11 protein-coding genes are annotated in these 16,518 nt (G+C 50.4%); 2 read left to right on the plus strand and 9 right to left on the minus strand.

Going from position 1 to position 16,518, the window contains the following annotated elements:
- Positions 1-48: 48 nt before the first annotated feature.
- From GBK04_RS21710 to GBK04_RS21750, 9 genes are all read right to left on the minus strand, one after another.
- Entirely contained in the window at positions 49-1,626 is a 1,578-nt protein-coding gene (locus GBK04_RS21710) for an FG-GAP repeat domain-containing protein (RefSeq protein ID WP_152763338.1), read from the minus strand.
- 13 nt (positions 1,627-1,639) lie between these two features.
- Positions 1,640-2,098: a hypothetical protein gene (locus GBK04_RS21715; RefSeq protein WP_152763340.1), complete on the minus strand. Its 459-nt coding sequence runs from the start codon at positions 2,096-2,098 to the stop codon at positions 1,640-1,642.
- Between the two features lie 65 nt (positions 2,099-2,163).
- A complete protein-coding gene (locus tag GBK04_RS21720; RefSeq protein WP_373331198.1) occupies positions 2,164-3,639 on the minus strand; it encodes an META domain-containing protein in 1,476 nt (491 codons plus the stop codon).
- 122 nt (positions 3,640-3,761) lie between these two features.
- Positions 3,762-6,122, minus strand: a complete 2,361-nt coding sequence (locus GBK04_RS21725) for an ABC transporter permease (RefSeq protein WP_152763342.1) — start codon at positions 6,120-6,122, stop codon at positions 3,762-3,764.
- Positions 6,123-6,352: 230 nt separating this feature from the next.
- Positions 6,353-10,408: a CheR family methyltransferase gene (locus GBK04_RS21730; protein WP_152763344.1), complete on the minus strand. Its 4,056-nt coding sequence runs from the start codon at positions 10,406-10,408 to the stop codon at positions 6,353-6,355.
- A gap of 393 nt (positions 10,409-10,801) precedes the next feature.
- Positions 10,802-12,010, minus strand: a complete 1,209-nt coding sequence (locus tag GBK04_RS21735; protein ID WP_152763346.1) for an FG-GAP repeat domain-containing protein — start codon at positions 12,008-12,010, stop codon at positions 10,802-10,804.
- Between the two features lie 349 nt (positions 12,011-12,359).
- A complete protein-coding gene (locus GBK04_RS21740; protein ID WP_152763348.1) occupies positions 12,360-12,971 on the minus strand; it encodes a hypothetical protein in 612 nt (203 codons plus the stop codon).
- A 260-nt stretch (positions 12,972-13,231) separates the two neighbouring features.
- Positions 13,232-13,465, minus strand: a complete 234-nt coding sequence (locus GBK04_RS21745) for a DUF433 domain-containing protein (protein WP_152763350.1) — start codon at positions 13,463-13,465, stop codon at positions 13,232-13,234.
- 133 nt (positions 13,466-13,598) lie between these two features.
- Positions 13,599-13,952 (minus strand): DoxX family protein, encoded by a 354-nt coding sequence (locus tag GBK04_RS21750; protein WP_152763352.1) that lies wholly within the window; start codon positions 13,950-13,952, stop codon positions 13,599-13,601.
- A 258-nt stretch (positions 13,953-14,210) separates the two neighbouring features.
- On the opposite strand from GBK04_RS21750, the gene GBK04_RS21755 reads away from it, so the two are divergent.
- The gene (locus GBK04_RS21755; protein WP_152763354.1) at positions 14,211-15,401 is read left to right on the plus strand and encodes an MFS transporter; all 1,191 of its coding nucleotides are present in this window, start codon (positions 14,211-14,213) and stop codon (positions 15,399-15,401) included.
- A gap of 48 nt (positions 15,402-15,449) precedes the next feature.
- Entirely contained in the window at positions 15,450-16,394 is a 945-nt protein-coding gene (locus GBK04_RS21760; protein ID WP_152763356.1) for a DUF808 domain-containing protein, read from the plus strand.
- Positions 16,395-16,518 lie beyond the last annotated feature (124 nt).

A 16,518-nucleotide genomic window follows, 5' to 3' on the forward strand; every position in this document is an offset into this window, starting at 1 on the left:
TAAAATTTAGTGAAAGGACGAATATAAGTAAAATCCAGGCCATACTGCTTAACGAATGGTATTCTCCAGCACAATCACCGAAGGCGAGGTGGACAGCCATTTTTTACCTAATCCTGTAGTATCGCCCTGCGGCAGGAAATAGACAAAAGAACCCAGCACCAGATCCACATCCCCGTCCGCATCCAGGTCGCCGGCATCCATCACCACCCACCTACCTTTGGCAGCTTCGGGAAATGAATAATCGTCGAATTTCAGATTTCCCTTGTTTTGCAAATAGATGAAACTTTCCTCGGGATAACGGAGGTAGTCCGGAAAAAACGAAATAGCCGCAATGTCGAGGTCGCCATCCAGATCATAGTCCCGCACCATGGCTTTATAAGCGCCATTCAGGGGGTAGAAGTAGGATTGGGTGAAGTTGGATTTGCCATCGTTGAGATAAATATAAATGCCGTGATAATTCTTCTGAATCGGGGTTTTGTCGGCGTTGTCGCCACACACATACACAATATCGTCAAAACCGTCTTTGTTAAAATCGGCCAGTTCGATGTATTGCGATCCATTGAGGGGGAGGAAAGAGAGCAGCCGTTTTTCCCGAAAGGTACCCTTGCCCTGATTTTCGTACAGAAAAACGCCCTCGTCACCCTGCGCCATGAGCACGTAAATATCCAGCAGCCCGTCGCGGTTGGCGTCCTTGACGATGGCCGTAATGGCACCGGGTTTCTCGCGTAAAATCCGTTTGTTATCATACCCTCCCCGGCCGTTGCTGGGATACCAGGCCAATTGTCCGGTTTGATTGCCGAATTCACAGGCCACCACATCGTCGAGCCCGTCCTGATTCAAATCGCCGTAGGCCATCGAAACGGGCCGCCGCAGGTATTGAATGGCCACAGCACCAGGCTGGTAGCCTGGTGCTGCGCCGTTTTTCGTCAGCCGCTGTAGGGTACCCTCGGCGGCATCCGTTGGAAAAACGCCCTTTCCTACCGTGGTCAGGTATATGGCACTGTCTTTTTCATAAAACTGGACGGGCGTCGATTGTAGGGGCAGGCTGTAATTCTCACGAAGATCGGCGTCGAGAAAGGTCAGAAGATTGCGCCCACTTTTTCCGTCACCATACACAATGCCCCGGCGATTGGGCAGGATTTTGACCAGCGAGGTCAGGGCCGGACGGTGCGAAACGGCGATTTCTTTGTATTTGAAATGTTTCAGGCCGATGCGGATCGGACTTTTGCGCAGCGGGGGCGGAATCGTGTCCGGCGCATTGTCGAGGTAATAGTTCACCAGTTGGATCCAATCCTCCCGCGCCAGGATCGGCTTCTCGGGAAAGATATCGGCCTCGCGTACCCGGGCACCGCTTGTACCGCCATCAAACAGGCTGTCGGGCCTGGAGCCGGAGCTGTAGATACCCATCCGATGTCCCATGGCTGGAAGTACCTCCTGCCAGCTTGACTTTGGCAATAATTCAGGATTTACGTACCCATGACACCGACTGCAATGCGCGATGGAAAGCTCTTTTCCGGAAAGGCCGGAAGCGGGTATATCCTCGATTTCCGGTTTTTCATTCTGCTTTTTGGCCGTACATGCAGCGAATACGTACAGCATCACACAAAATGAAAAGCGTAATGTCATGGTCGTGAAGGAGCTACTCGTTGCAGGGTACTTTCTTAAATACCGAGTTCGATCCGAAATCCAGCGCTGCGGTATTTTTAAAGACCATTTTGCCATTCTGATCCTCCATATCGCCGTACCCTTCCACGAAACCGTCGCCTTTTTTCAGGAAGGCTACCTGCCGCACCGACTCGGTACCTTCGGACATGAAGGTATAGTCGGCCAGCAGTGTATCGCCGTGCATTTTTCCCTCGATGGTACCTTCGTTATCGTCTTTTTCATAAAAATTGTACGCCAGGTCACCCGTCACGTCATCGCTCATGCGCTCTACCCGCAGTGAAAGGGTATCCTGACCCAGGATGGCGGCATAGCAGGTGGACGATTCGGCGGCCTCGACGGCTTCGGATTCCTGACTGGTATCGGTTTGGTCGGTTTTTTCGGAGGTACAGGCAGCGGTTAAAAGCAGGGTAGCCAGCAAGAGAGGGTACTTCATCGGTTTCGAAAGATTTAGGTTTGTGTTTTTTTACAAAAAGTAAAGCCATCAGCTAAAAATTTCAGCTATTTTTTGGTCAAGCGCATCAGGGCTACATCGCCCCCAATCAGGGAGAGCGTGGTACCGTCGGGGCTAATGGCATAGGAATTGACCGAATTCAGGGTTTTCAAAAACAAGGTTTCTCCGCCGCCGGGACAAAACATCCGGGTCATGGTCATCTGATCGGAGAATTGGATTTTTTTACCATCGCGCACCAGCGGGCCACTGAACTGATTACAGCCCGTGTTACCACTCACCCGTTTTTCGGCCAGATCGAACACAAGCGCAGGTTTTTTGTTGGGGTACAGCTCCGCAAAGGGCGTGGGAGAGCCCATGACATAGTTGGCCTCCCAGGTACCTTCGAGCGGAGTCGGTGCGTTCCCTGTTTCGGAATTCGTATTGTTCAAGTCCAGTTTTTGGGCCAAATATAGGTAGGGTGGATGGAAATGATGCGTGAAAACTTTCTCGGCGCTATCCGGAAACTTCTGGTAGTAGTCGGCGTCGGCGAGCAGCACGATGGTATTGCCCGTGCGGACGTAGTTATTGCTGTTGTAATATTCCGAGGGTGTATAGCCCGCGATATTCTTCTGCACCAGTCCCGAAGCAATATTCCCGAGGTATTTCTGGTAGTTCTTCTGGGCGCGGCGTGAAGGTTTGCTCAGGCGGTTGTAGACGTATTTCAAAGCCACCCGGTTCGGGAATTTCTGCTTCTTGATAATCCCCTTGGCCCCCACGAATGGATTGGTAACATTGAAGTCGTCGAGTGTCTGAATGGACAAAGGTACCTCCGGTACCCAGTCGGCCGAGTTGACCACATTGTAGGCCCAGCCCGCCTGCGTGGCGGCTTCGTAGTCGTAGGCAAAATACAGGTTGCCGGGCTTGGGCCCCGCGCTACAATAGGTTTTGAAGCGCAGGTCGGCGGGTAGTTCGCCTTTCTTTTGCAGGTTGTACAGGTAGGCCGTGAGCAGATAATTGATGGCTCCGCCCTGGCTGTGGCCCATCAGAATAAAATCATGGATACCCGTCCGGTAGCACGAATCGAGCTTGGGACGGATGTCGCGCGACAGGATCGCCATGCTCACCAGCCAGCCCACGTGCACCGCTGCCGCCGGATTGGTGGCCAGTTCGTAGGGGAAAGTATCTTTTTCGCCCAAGGTAAGCTCGCCTTTGGCGGGTACCATGGCGGCGTAAAAATTGCCCAGCCAGCTCACGCTGTTGGCGGTGGTACCCCGCAGACTCACCACAGCGGTGGGGCGGGTTTTGTCTTTGGCTACCCACAAATCCCATCGGTTGTCCAGCCCGACGACGGGCGAGCGGTACACAAAATCGTAGCGTTCGGGCTTGGGAAAGGTAGCCACGTAGGCCGAATCGCCAAAAGCCGCCGACACTTTCAGGAGTTCGATATACTCGACCTTGTCGAAACCAGGCTGCAGGTACTGGGCGGAAGCACGGCCCGGAAGCAGTAAAAAAGCGAGGCCAAGTGTAAATATGCTGTTTTTCACGAGCCTGAAAGTTGAAGGGTTAAAGGAGACAGAGGAAATTTACTGTTTCCTTTAACCCATAATAGACCCCAATGGTTCTGAAGCCCGACATGACAGCCCAAAGGCAAACCGTGCAGTAAATACTACTCGGCCTTCAGTGTCGCCGCCGGATTGGTTTGGGCGGCACGCCAGGAAAAATAACCCACCGCTCCCAGCGCAAAAATGAGCACAACGGCCAGCAACAGAAACATGGTCAGGTAACTGATACCGTTGTTGAACACGAGGTAGGTGTTCATATAAAGCCCAATGGCAACGCCGGCCGGGATGGCTATGATCGTGGCAATTACCAGCAGTTTGACAAAATCATGGGACATCAATCGGATGATTTCGCCGGTAGTAGCTCCTATTACTTTTCGGATGCCTATTTCCTTGGTGCGCTTCTCCAGGCTGTACGTAAGGATGCCAATCATCCCTAGTATAGCAATCACGAAAATCACCAAACCCTGCATGCCCATGAATCGCATGGTGGCGTAGGGGTAGTAGCGCTCATACATATCGGTATCGAGCCATTGGGCATTCATTTCCTGATACGGGTTGAATTTTTTGAAAATAGCGGCTACGGAAGCTTCAAGCGCTTCCCGATCACTCCCGGGGCTTGTTTTCAAACACATCACCTTAAATGAGGAGGGACGGTACTGAAAAACCATGGGTTCGATCTTCTTTTCATAGTCGTAGTGGCAGAAATTGGCTACGACTCCTGAGATGGTTACCGTAACGGTATCATTCAAAACGATCGGCTTTCCAATCGCATCCTTTTCTGAACCCAGATTAAGTTTTTCAACCGTCTTTTGATTGACTACGACCATCGATGAGGCTGAATCGGAATTGCTCTCCAGTAGATTGGTCCCAGCCACGATTTTTAGCTCCATATTCTCCATGTATGGACGGTCTGCAGCATAGAAATAGGCCAGGTGCCCCGCGCTGTTCTTGTCCAATTTGATTTCTGATTGGGTGGGCGTGTTGCCAAAAGTAAGCGAGGTGTACCCGATCTGTTGTACTTCCTTAAGCGCACTCAATTCGTTGGACAACAGCCTGTAACGCTCATTGGGTACGTTTATATTGAGGATATCCTGGCGCTGGTAGTTTTCGTTGTCATGGGCCATGTAATTGATTTGATGGAACCCATGCCCAATGAAAAAGATATAGACCAGCGCAATGGTGAATTGAACGATGATCAGGGATTTCCGAAAGCCGATTCGCCCAAAACCTACGGGTGAAATGGTACCTTTCAACACTTTTACCGGCTGATAGGAAGACAGGATTAGACTGGGAAATAGGCCAGCTACCAAGCCCAGAATCAGATTGAACACAAAAAACAGTATGATCAGGTAGCCTAGGTGGTCGATTTCCCAGGTCAGCCAGGACACGTGGATCTGAGCCTTGATGAACCACAATAAAAGCAGTCCAAGCCCCAGGGCAATGTAGGAAACCAACACGGATTCGACCAGGAATTGAAGGACAAGCTGGGTCTTGGTAGCGCCGGCCACTTTTCTCACGCCCACTTCACGACTTCGGTTCATGGACCGGGCCAACGTAAGGTTGATGTAGTTCAGGGAAGCAAGCAAAATCATGATGAGCTGGAACGCAAAATTCAGGTAGATGCTCCTGATATCCTGGACATAAGGATCGTTTTCCAGTATGGTCTTCGACGGCGAAATTTCGTTCAGGTACTGCGCTTTCAGAAGAAAGCTTTTCTGATCCCCGGTTTTAATGAATTTGCTGATTCGCCCCGAAACCCCGGACAACTGCCGGTCAAGATCGGCACGAACTACCCCCCTGGATAGTTTGACGAAGGTATGCGCATTGAGCGCCGACCAGTCCCTGGTTTTATCCGGGGTGTTCAGATAGCTGGAGAAGGGTACAAACAGGTCGGTTCGGAACTGAGTCTTTTGTTGGTTGAAATGCTTCAGAACCCCCACAACCTTAAAGCCGCCATAGCGGGGATGCTCCAGTATACTGCCAATGGGATTGGTATCTTTAAAAAACCATTGGGCGGTTTCGTGGGTCAAAACAATCGAATTAGGCTCGACGGGGTAGGTACCCTTTTCCAAAGGGAAATTGAACATATTGAAGAACGACGCGTCGGTATAAATCGCATTGATATTTTTGGTTTTTATTCCGTTACTCAGTACCCATTTGGAATCCCTCACGATTGTGGCCGAGTTGTCAATGCCGGGCAGGTTTTCTTCAAGGTACCCTGCCAGTGGAACCGGACTCGAAGCCCAGTTGGTGATGGTACCATCGTTCAGTTTTTCGTCGGTTATGATACGTACGATTCGTTCTTCGTCCTGGTGGAAATTATCGTACTCATAGTAATTCACGATTTGGATCAGGGCCATCAGCGCGGAAGGAATGGCGAGGCTTAATCCGATGATGTTGATGAAGGAAAAAAGCTTGTATTTGAGCAGATTCCTCCAGGCGATTTTGAGGTAGTTTTGTATCATGGCTGGGCTAATGGGTAAAAGTGTCGGGAAAAGCGAATTTAGGGTATCAATTCCCGTCACCCCTACGCTGAGCCTGAACAGAGTGGACCGGAATCTGTTCGATGAATGTAGCGATCAAGTACCGTGTGAAGAACTGATTTGTGAAGCCTGGCCGATATTGGTTATGACTGGTAATCGCTGTGATCAATCACCTTAAGGTACCCCTAGGTAGCTCTGTTTTTTGGGTAGCATTATCGATTCTGAACCGGAAGGTACAGGGTGAAGGTAGCCCCTTCTCCCACATGACTGGCTGCTTCGATGTAGCCATGATGCATTTCGACAATTTTACGGCAAAGGGCCAAACCGATCCCGGTACCGACGTATTTGTCCTTGCTGTTCAGCCTTTTGAACATTTCGAAGATGTTTTCGGAGTACTCTTCCTTAAATCCGATTCCATTATCCTGGATTCTGATCATTTTATAGGTACGTTCCGGATCGAGCACAGAAGTCGATTTGAGCGACTTCCCTTCCATTTCTTCGGTAGTAATACGAATGATGGGCTTACCTTCATTGAACTTTAATGAGTTTTTGACCAGATTGATGAACAGCTGGTACAGCTGGATTTCGACTCCCCATATTTTTCCGAGGTCACCGTAGATCAGTTCCGCATTTTTCTCCTGAATCAACAGCTCGCAATCCACGACTATTTCGTCAATGATCGTGTTGAGATCCAGCTCCTCAAAACGTTCATCTTCCGAGCTTACCCGGCTGTATTCCAGTATATTGGTGATCAGAGCTGCCATGCGGTCGGCGGCACTAGCAACCTTTTGGCTGTAGGCAAGCGCTTTTTCCTCGTTCGAAAGATTCTTCTGCATCAGCGCGATGAACATCTGGATTTTACGCAGTGGCTCCTGCATATCGTGGCTGGCGATATAAGCGAACTGTTCCAGATTCAGGTTGACCTTGTATAGTTTTTGGTTGCTTTCTTTCAGTTGTTCGGTCCTCAGCTGCACTTCCTGTTCCAAGGTGTCAGTGAATTGCTTTTTATCCGTAATATCGACACAGGAACCGATATAGCCTTCAAACACCCCTCCGTCGGAAAAACGGGGGACACCATCATCCTGCATGATGCGATAAGTGCCGTCATGCCGCATCATGCGGTATTCCAGCACGAAAGGCTCACGCCGGTCGAAATGAGCATTAAAATCAGCCATGAGTTGTGCCCGGTCTTCGGGATGAACGGACTCGAGCCAACCGTCTCCCAATTCCTGATCGAGGGTTCGGCCGGTAAAAGCCAGCCACTTGGAGTTGAAATAAGTAAACCTTTTATCCTGGTCACTCATCCAGATCTTCACCGGGGCACTGTTGGCAATAATTCTGAAGCGTTCCTCACTTTCTTTTATTTTATCCAGCAGCACATGGTCAGCTGTGCTGTCCAGGATGGCGCCAATTACGCCTTGTGGTTTTCCTTCCGTATCGTTTATTATGCGCCCAAATACCTTCATCCATTTTATGCCCGATTTCAGCACAAGTCTGGCTTCGTATTTCAATTCCCCGGACTCCATGGCATCGGCGTACGCCGCATCCCGAATGGGCAGGTCATCGGGGTGAATCAGGGGAAGAATACTCTGAAGGCCGATCGATTCGTCTTCTTCCAGTTCGAAAAACGTATAAAAATCGGGCGAAAGCGTATAGCGGTCCGAAGTAATGTCATAATCGTAGGTAATCAACCGGGAAGCTTCAATGGCCAGTTTGAGTCTGTTGTCGGCCAGTTTTTTCTCGGTTATTTCCTGGGAAAGAAACAGGATTTTGTTGGTAGAGCTGTTGATGTCCAGCTTTAGGGGAATCGTATGCAAAGAATACGCATGGCTGGTGTACGAAAATTCGATGGTGCAGGATTTGCCGGCAAGCGTATCCCGAAAAGTTTTTTTCAATAATTTCCGCTGAGTTGACGACGGGTTCAGATCAGGCAGATTCTGTCCTACCAGGGCGCGGGGATCAATCTTGAACTGTTCCAGGCCTTTCCCTGCGATGTATTCTATCTCATGTTTCTCATTCAGAATCCCAACGGTCCCGTTCGGGATATTCTCCGAAATGGTTCGGTACAGGGTTTCGTTTCGCCTCAATTCATCCGTCGCTACCTTCAGCTCGGCCTCGCGCTCGATGATCATTTCGTTGGAAATTCTCAATTCGTTATTGGCGGTGTTCAGCTCCTCATTGGCCGACTGCAATTCCTCATTACTGGTTTCCATCTCTTCGTTGGACGATTTGAGCTCTTCATTGGCCGACTGTAGCTCTTCGTTCAGCGACTGTAGCTCCTCGTTGCTGGTTTCCAGTTCTTCCGTGAAGGTATGCATGTACTCCCGGGCCATACTCAGCTCCTGTTCAAGTTCCTTGATCCGAAAATCGACAAAATCGGCACTTGAGGCCTGATGATCCAGCATCAGGTAATGCTCGCCCGGATTAATCTGCTCGAACATCACGATGAAATGGTCCATTTCTCCCGTGGGGTAGATAAACGGCATGATCTTGATCCGCACAAAATGCTCCTTCTCAAAAAGCGTAAACCGGATGACGTTTCCAACCTGTAGTTTCCCCGTTTTTTTGACTCGGGCCAGCAATCCCCTGATCTCAAGGGTCATTTCCTGGTTCGACATCTTGAGCAGATTCGAATTCATGGCTCCCTGGCTTATTTCCAGGTACAGACGCAGGCTACCCTGGACCTCCTTGATTTCGGCCTGTTCGTTAATGATGACGAAAGGGTTTTCATGGGTATGGTACAGGGTTTCTTTGGCGATGTCAATGATGGACATATTCCGGACCGACTGTGCTTTCTTTTCCATATCAGGCTGAAACGCATAGTTCACATTGCGTCTTGAAAAATTCAGGTTATGGGTTGTTTCCGAACTGACTTTCTTGAAAATCTTATGCTTGTTGATTTTCATGAAAAGATCGCTGGCCGAGGAAATGTTTTCGGATTTTCCCAGGAAGAGCAATCCATTCTCTACCAATGCGTAATGAAACACTTTCAGGGTTTCTTTCTGAAGACTGGAATTGAAATAGATGAACAAATTTCGGCAGGTAATCAGATCGAGCTTGACGAAAGGAGGGTCGTTGGTAATATCGTGTTTCGAAAATAGGACGTATTTCTTGAGCGTTTTTCTGACCTGGTACCCACCGCCCTGAACCGTTTTTTCAAAATACCTCGCCATGATCTCCTCGGGCAAATGCTTCAGATCTTTCGCGGCATATACCCCCTTTCGGGCTGCGCTGAGCGCTCTTTCATCAATATCGGAGCCAAAGATCTGTAGCTGGTAATCGCCCATCGTGCTACCCAGAAGTTCGCTTAGCAGAATGGCCACGGTATAAGGTTCTTCACCCGTGGCGCAACCCACGCACCATACCCGGATGCTATCGCCGGATTTCTTTTCCCCCAGTAGCAATTCCAGTTCATTCGCCAGCGAATCGAAATAGTCTTTATTCCTGAAAAATTCGGTGATTCCTATCAGTACCGTGTCGAACAGTACATCCAGCTCCTTGGGATTCTGCCTGATCATCTTGTAGTAATCCGTATAAGAAGGCAGATTCAGTGCCTCTACACGCTTGTCCATGCGGCGCATGATGGTCGAGGACTTGTACTGGGAGAAATCCGTTCCTGATCGCTGGGCCAGTAAATCGAATATCGCGTCGACGCTTCTTTCCCTGGGATTGCTTGATTGCAGTACGGTGTGGTTGTTGATGTAGTGCGTTATTTCTTCATACATAACCGCAGGTTCGAGTACTCTGTCGACATGGCCGGTGGCGAGGGCCGACATGGGCATGTCCTTGTGTTCGGCCGAGGCAGGGTCCTGGATCAGAGTAAATCCTCCGGCTTGCTTGATGGCCTGAATCCCCTTCGAACCATCCTGACCGAAACCCGACATAATAACGCCGATAGCCTTCTGTTTTTTGTCAAGAGCAAGTGAGTTCAGAAACGTGTCAATGGAGGGAGCGTTGGAATAATTTCTGGGAAGCTTCTCCAGAAGCAGGGTACCGTTATGTATGAGGATGGAGCAGTTCTGGGGAGTCACGTACACCCGATGTGGCGCTACGTGGGTACCGTCCTCGGCTTTTTCCACCGGCCACTTGCAGCGCCTGCGCAGGATGGAAGTTAGTTCGCTCTTGTAATCAGGACTCAGGTGCTGGACAATCACGACGCAGAAGTTATGTGTATTGCCGTTGAACTTGGAAAGCAACCGGGATAAGGCATCCAGGCCTCCGGCTGATGCACCTACCCCTACTACGTAAATGTCTTCTCGGTCTTCCATGCTGTTAAAACTCAATCATGCAATTGCCTTCGGTTAAGCAATCGTTTCGGGTATTATTTTGTCTTTTTCTACGATTAGATGATTACTGGGAGAAACTACATAAACCATACCGAGGCGGATTTTTACCCTATGGATAATGGTAAGGGCTAGGGTAGCAGAAATAGATTGAGACTAATCTTATAAAATCTGTACCATTCTGCAAAGAAATACGGATGTAATTTGCGTTACAGAGCCTTGGACAGGAGAAGTGGAACGTGGAGGCTGGTGTGGCCCCAGCCCGACATCAGGTCGGCTGCTTCTGAGGGGGGTACCTGCTTCGCCCCGTCATGAAGCCGCCGATAGCCTCAGACGCCGTAGCATCGGTGTCTGGTTGCTTGATGTTCGTGAGGATTTTTATTTTTTCAGAAGATTCTCGAAGAGGAATACGCCGTTCTTATTTGCGACGATAATGTCTGGCTTCTTATCACCGTTCATGTCGTGCACAGTGATGTTGAGTCCAGCCCCCGAGTCGTTGTCCACAATATGTTCTTTATAAAAAGGGGCCTGTCCGGGTGTAAACTCAAACCACATCAGAATAGCCGGGTCGCTGTCGCCGGGGTCACGACCGTGGTGCGCCAGAAAGCGTTTTCCGGTGATGTAATCGGCCCGGCCGTCCCCATTGAGGTCGGCCATAAGGGAGGAATGCGTCTGAGCGGTGGTATTGCTCATCAAATGGGTTTTGAAGTTGATCTTTCCCGATTCGTCAGGTACCTGTTCGTGCCACCATACGCCCAGGGCGTGGGCCGACGCACTGACCACATCGTTTTTGCCATCGCCATTCACGTCCAGTACCTGCATGTGAGAGCAGGGTTCGCCCAGGGCGGCGGGATGGAAGGTCCAGTCACCCGATTTTTTGTTTGCTTTGCCTTCAAACCAGCCCTCGCGCACGACCACATCGGCCAGGCCATCCTGGTTTACGTCGCCCCAGCCCATGCCGTGGGAGAAAATCTCGGTACCCGGAACATTTTCCTGACTGAGTGCAAACCGCTTCCATTCCGTTTCGCCGGGTTGGGACGGTGCCTTCAGCCACACGATCTGTTTCTTGTCTTTGTCGCCGCATAGTAGGTCGAGCCGTCCGTCGCCATCGATGTCGATGAAGCCCGGCGACTCGTTCGAGATGCCCACGGAGTCGGCCAGGATGTGTTTGATCCATTCGCCCGGTTTATTTTTCGGATTCTCAAACCAGAAACCCGGCTTACCGGGGAAATCCACAATTACCACGTCGTCCCAGCCATCCTGGTTGACATCCATGCCCAGGTTCAGGAACGAATTGCTGTACTCTTTCCGGGGGTCAAATGTGCGCGACGGGGCCATTTCGTGCCGCTGCCAGCCGGGCGCTTCAAACCAGTAGTACCCGGCCACGATGTCCATGCGCCCGTCCTTGTTCAGATCGGCCACCGCTACCCCCTCCGAAAGAAAATCACGGGTAAGGGTTATCTTTTTGAAGTCAGCGGAGTTCGTGGAGGTTTTGGCCTGGCCGGTTGCCTGGGTGGTCGATAAACTTATCACCAGCAGTGTTGCGAACAAGCCGTTCCGGCATTCTGAATAGATTCTCTGGACCATGTTTATCCGATTTGAAGGGTTTAGTACGTTTTGATGACTTCTCGGCAGGTACCCCCGGCCATTAGCCAGCAGTTCATCAACCCGCCTTGCGAATACGCGCTAAAAATCGGGCGGACGGGTCACAAAACGCGATGGGTAGGCCAAAAAGATTCATTGGTAATATTAGGAAATTTTCCGAGATGCCTCTACGTACGCAGCGTAAAAACCAACTTTTTCTTTCTGATCAAGAGTAGGTTAGGGGTGTATCAGTATCAGGAATCCAGGGTGCCTGGCCAATAGGGCGACAGTACCCGGAGCAGGTAAGGTACCTTGGGCTTTTAGGGAAATCAACTGCAAGGTACCGCTGACGTTACATGGATTGATCCAGCAATCCCTTTACTAATTGATGCCACTGGAATTTCGAGAACCAGACCACAGCGGAGGTACCTACCACCCAATGGCGTACTTTATCTACCGGATTCTGCATTTCCATATTGGGCTTGGTGTTTCTATCGTAAACCCCGGCCGTAATTTTTTTTCCTTGCCGGGTTACCATAAAAATGCTCGTGGATTCTCTGGAATAAAAGTGGGCTATGTTCTTATCCGTGCTTTGAGGATTCGCACTGGGCCTTACCCGAATTCCTAAACTTTCCTCATCTGCGCCGGAAAGCAATTTTAATTCCTCAACCTGCACCCAATCGTGACCTTCCCCATCCAGGGAGCCAGGTCCGGGTACATCGATTTTGAAGTAATCACCTTCCCTGACCGGTCGGTTTACTTCCTTTCCATCCCGATCGACCACCTGAAAGTCGGCTGTTGCTACGCCCGCTATCTTTCCCCATGAATTCACCTCCAAAAGCCGCGCTTTGACTACTTCAAAAAAGATTCGGGCTTCCTCGTTACTAGCGAGTTCAAGGGAACGGGTAGTATCAATAGTCCTGCCCGTATAGTGTTCAGGGATGATTTCTTCGTTTTCTTTCATCGCGCAAATCAGTTAGGGACGGTACCAATAAACCCCTTCTACCTACATGGGCCAATACTAAGTAGTAGTTCAGTAACAGGAAGTTGGTAGGGTAGTAAGGAATAATAAAAAACTGTGCCCCGTTGAAGATATAGGGTACCCTAGGCTATATTTCTCAAATATAGCACGTTTGAAGGGCTGAGACGACTCCGGCCGAGGTGATTTTACAGATCCTGGATTTGGAAAGTGTGCATCGGTAAGAAACCTAAATTCAGAGAGCCTCACATCGCTGGGGTCATTTCGTAAAAGGCATCGTTGCGCAGATTATAAGCGGCAAAAGAAATGGCCTGTTGGATGGCTTCAACTGATAGGTGGGGGTAGCTTTCGGCAATCTGGCTGACGGAACCGCCCGAAGCAATCAGTTCAAGAATAAACTCAACGCTGATTCTGGTATTTTTGATAATGGGTTTCCCACCCAAAATAGCGGCGTCGGAGGTAATGTAGGGAAAGCGCATATCTTATTTGTTTGGAAGCAAGTTAAAGGTTTGCCGAGTAGTTTCCAAACGTCCTAATCCCAGGCTAATCCAATGTTAAACCGCGTTGCTCAGCGTAACCTACCCCTACGCTCGTTCTACTTTGCAAGCGGGGCTAAAAAAAATGATAATAGGCAATGAACAGAGCCCCAATCCATAAAAAACTGATAAAGGGTAGCTTCGACCACTCACGTCGTCTGGTATGAATCACGCCCGCACCTAGTAGCACGATACTCATGCAGACTGCTATGATGCCCGTTAGCATCGGCCAGGTACCCGTGAGCAGTAGCACCATCATTACCACGGCTCCGGCTACTTCCAGTCCGGCCAATATCCGAATGAAGGGCAAGGGAAACGCTCTGGGTACCAATTGATACACTTTGTCTGAGGGTTGCAAGAGTTTGATCAGACCTGTCGCCAGAAAGACGACGGCCAGAAAGCACTGTACTATCCATAGGGCGGTATTCATCGGTTGTGGAAGAAGGTTAGTCTGGCTCTTTAAGTAAAAAAGAAAGTAGGCGATACCATATTTCTAATCGCAAATGGATTTTCAAAGATCTCCCGCGCTACCGCCAATTTGATGATTCAATCCTATCCCATAAAAACCAGGTTGTTATATGTATTCACATGGTCTGTACTACCCGATGGAGTAATGTAAGTTTAAAAAGGTTGAGACTTTAAAATCAAATCCCTGCGTATCTTGTGCGGTCACTAAACTGGTCTGCCATTGCATAGGAGTCTACTTCTGATCATCATCTACCTGGCTTTCATAAGCCTGGGACTTCCTGATTCGTTGCTGGGGCCAGCCTGGCCTACTATGTACCGGAGCCTCGGGGTACCTGTTCATTTCGCGGGTGTTATTTCGATGGTCGTAGCCGCAGGTACTGTCCTGTCCAGCCTCTTCAGCGCCCGACTCATCCAGCGGTTTGGGGTAGCCACCATCACGACTCTCAGTGTACTGCTCACGGCCCTGGCCTTGTTGGGGTTTTCGTATTCAAGTAGCTTCCTTTTTCTGTGCCTTCTGGCCATTCCCCTCGGACTGGGGGCGGGCTGTGTGGATGCCGCCCTCAACAACTACGTAGCCCTGCACTACCAGGCCCGGCACATGAACTGGCTACACTGTTTCTGGGGCGTAGGGGCGGCCATCGGTCCGTTCATCATGGCGAAGTACCTCGCCCGGGGCGAATCCTGGACCATGGGCTACAACACCGTCGGCTGGATTCAGATTGGCCTGGTGGCGGTGCTGTTCTTCTCCATTCCCTACTGGATCAAAAAGCCGGAAGCGGAGCAGGCAGAAGACGAGGCAAAGCTTTCTTTTATCAAACTACTGGCTATTCCCGGCCTCAGACAGGTCCTCCTGGTCTTCTTTCTCTACTGCACCATCGAGGCTACCTTCGGCCTGTGGGGAGCAAGTTATCTGGTGCTCGTCCGGCAGTATGAACCCGAAAAAGCAGCTACCTTAGTTTCCACTTATTTTATCGGCATTACGCTGGGCCGGTTTGTAGCCGGCTTCCTAACCGCCCGGCTCACGAATCAGCAACTGGTGTATCTGGGGCAAGGGCTTATCTTGCTGGGCGTGCTCTTCCTGTTCCTACCGGTGAACGCGACCGTTTGGCCGGGCTTTTTTCTGGTCGGACTGGGGTGCGCCCCCATTTTTCCCAGCCTGCTGCACGAGACTCCGCGCAATTTTGGTGAAAAGCACTCACAAGCCATCATGGGTTTGCAAATGGCCAGTGCCTACGTGGGAATCACCCTCATGCCACTGCTTTTTGGAAAACTGGCCTCCTACCTTGGCTATGCGTTCTTACCGGGCTTTCTGGGCGTAGTGCTGCTGGCCAAGGTCTACATGACGTATGCCCTGAACCGTAAAGTTGCTGCCGGGAAAGGCACCCCGGCTCCATCTGGCACAAGAGTTTGAGAAGAGGCAACATGAACTTAACTTTATCCATAATCCAATCCCTTATTCATGGCATCAGGACTTCTGGCACTTTTAGATGATGTGGCGGCGCTGGTAAAAGTCAGTGCGGCAAGCCTCGATGACGTTCCCACGCAGGTAGCTAAAACCACAGGCAAGATTTCCGGCATTGTGATCGATGATACGGCCGTCACGCCAAAGTACGTGGTGGGCCTCGATCCGAAGCGCGAGCTGTCCATCATCTACCAGATTGGTAAAAAATCAATCATCAACAAAGTGATTTATTTAGGACCGGCCGCCCTGCTGCTCGGGTACTTTGCGCCGTGGGCGATACCGTACGTGCTCATGGTAGGTGGGGCCTACCTGTGCTTTGAGGGCTATGAGAAAATCCATTCCATTTTTAGTAAATCCGCCCACGCCCCGGACGATCAGCCCACCGAGGCCATGAAAGTGATTACCCCGGAAGAACTCGAAAAAGAGCGGGTAGGCAGTGCCGTGCGCACCGACTTTATCCTTTCCGCCGAAATCATGGCCATTGCTTATTCCACCGTGACCGAAAGTCCGTTGGTCAACCAAATCCTGGTGATGTTTGTGGTGGCTATCTTTATCACTGTTGCGGTGTATGGCTTTGTGGCCCTGATCGTAAAAGCTGATGACATTGGCGTGCACCTGGCCCGGGAAAGTGCCAACCCGACGATCCAAAAGATCGGGCGGGGTATTGTGAAGTCGATGCCCCGGTTTCTGATTATATTGGGTTATATAGGTACGGCGGCCATGCTCTGGGTAGGGGCCGAAATCATTGCCCATGGCTTACCCTTTCTGCACCATCCATTAGAAGCCCTGGAACATGCCTTGGGAGGGGTACCTGCCGTCGCGTGGCTGGTGAAAGTGCTGGTGCTTGCGCTGGGCGGTATCGTGTTGGGGGCCATCATCGCCCAATTGGTAGCCCTGGCCCAGAAACTCTTCAAGCGCTCCACAGCAAAGACTGCCCATTAATCCTGGCAAATGATCGGTGTGTTGTCGGGTGTTTCCACCGACAACGAGGATATAAGTTTACGATGAGGGAGAAACAGCCTTAGCTAAGAGCGACAAAGTACCCTGAGACCGTATTTCTCCAATG

Source organism: Salmonirosea aquatica, from assembly GCF_009296315.1.
In the GTDB taxonomy this organism is placed as follows: Bacteria; Bacteroidota; Bacteroidia; order Cytophagales; family Spirosomataceae; genus Salmonirosea; species Salmonirosea aquatica.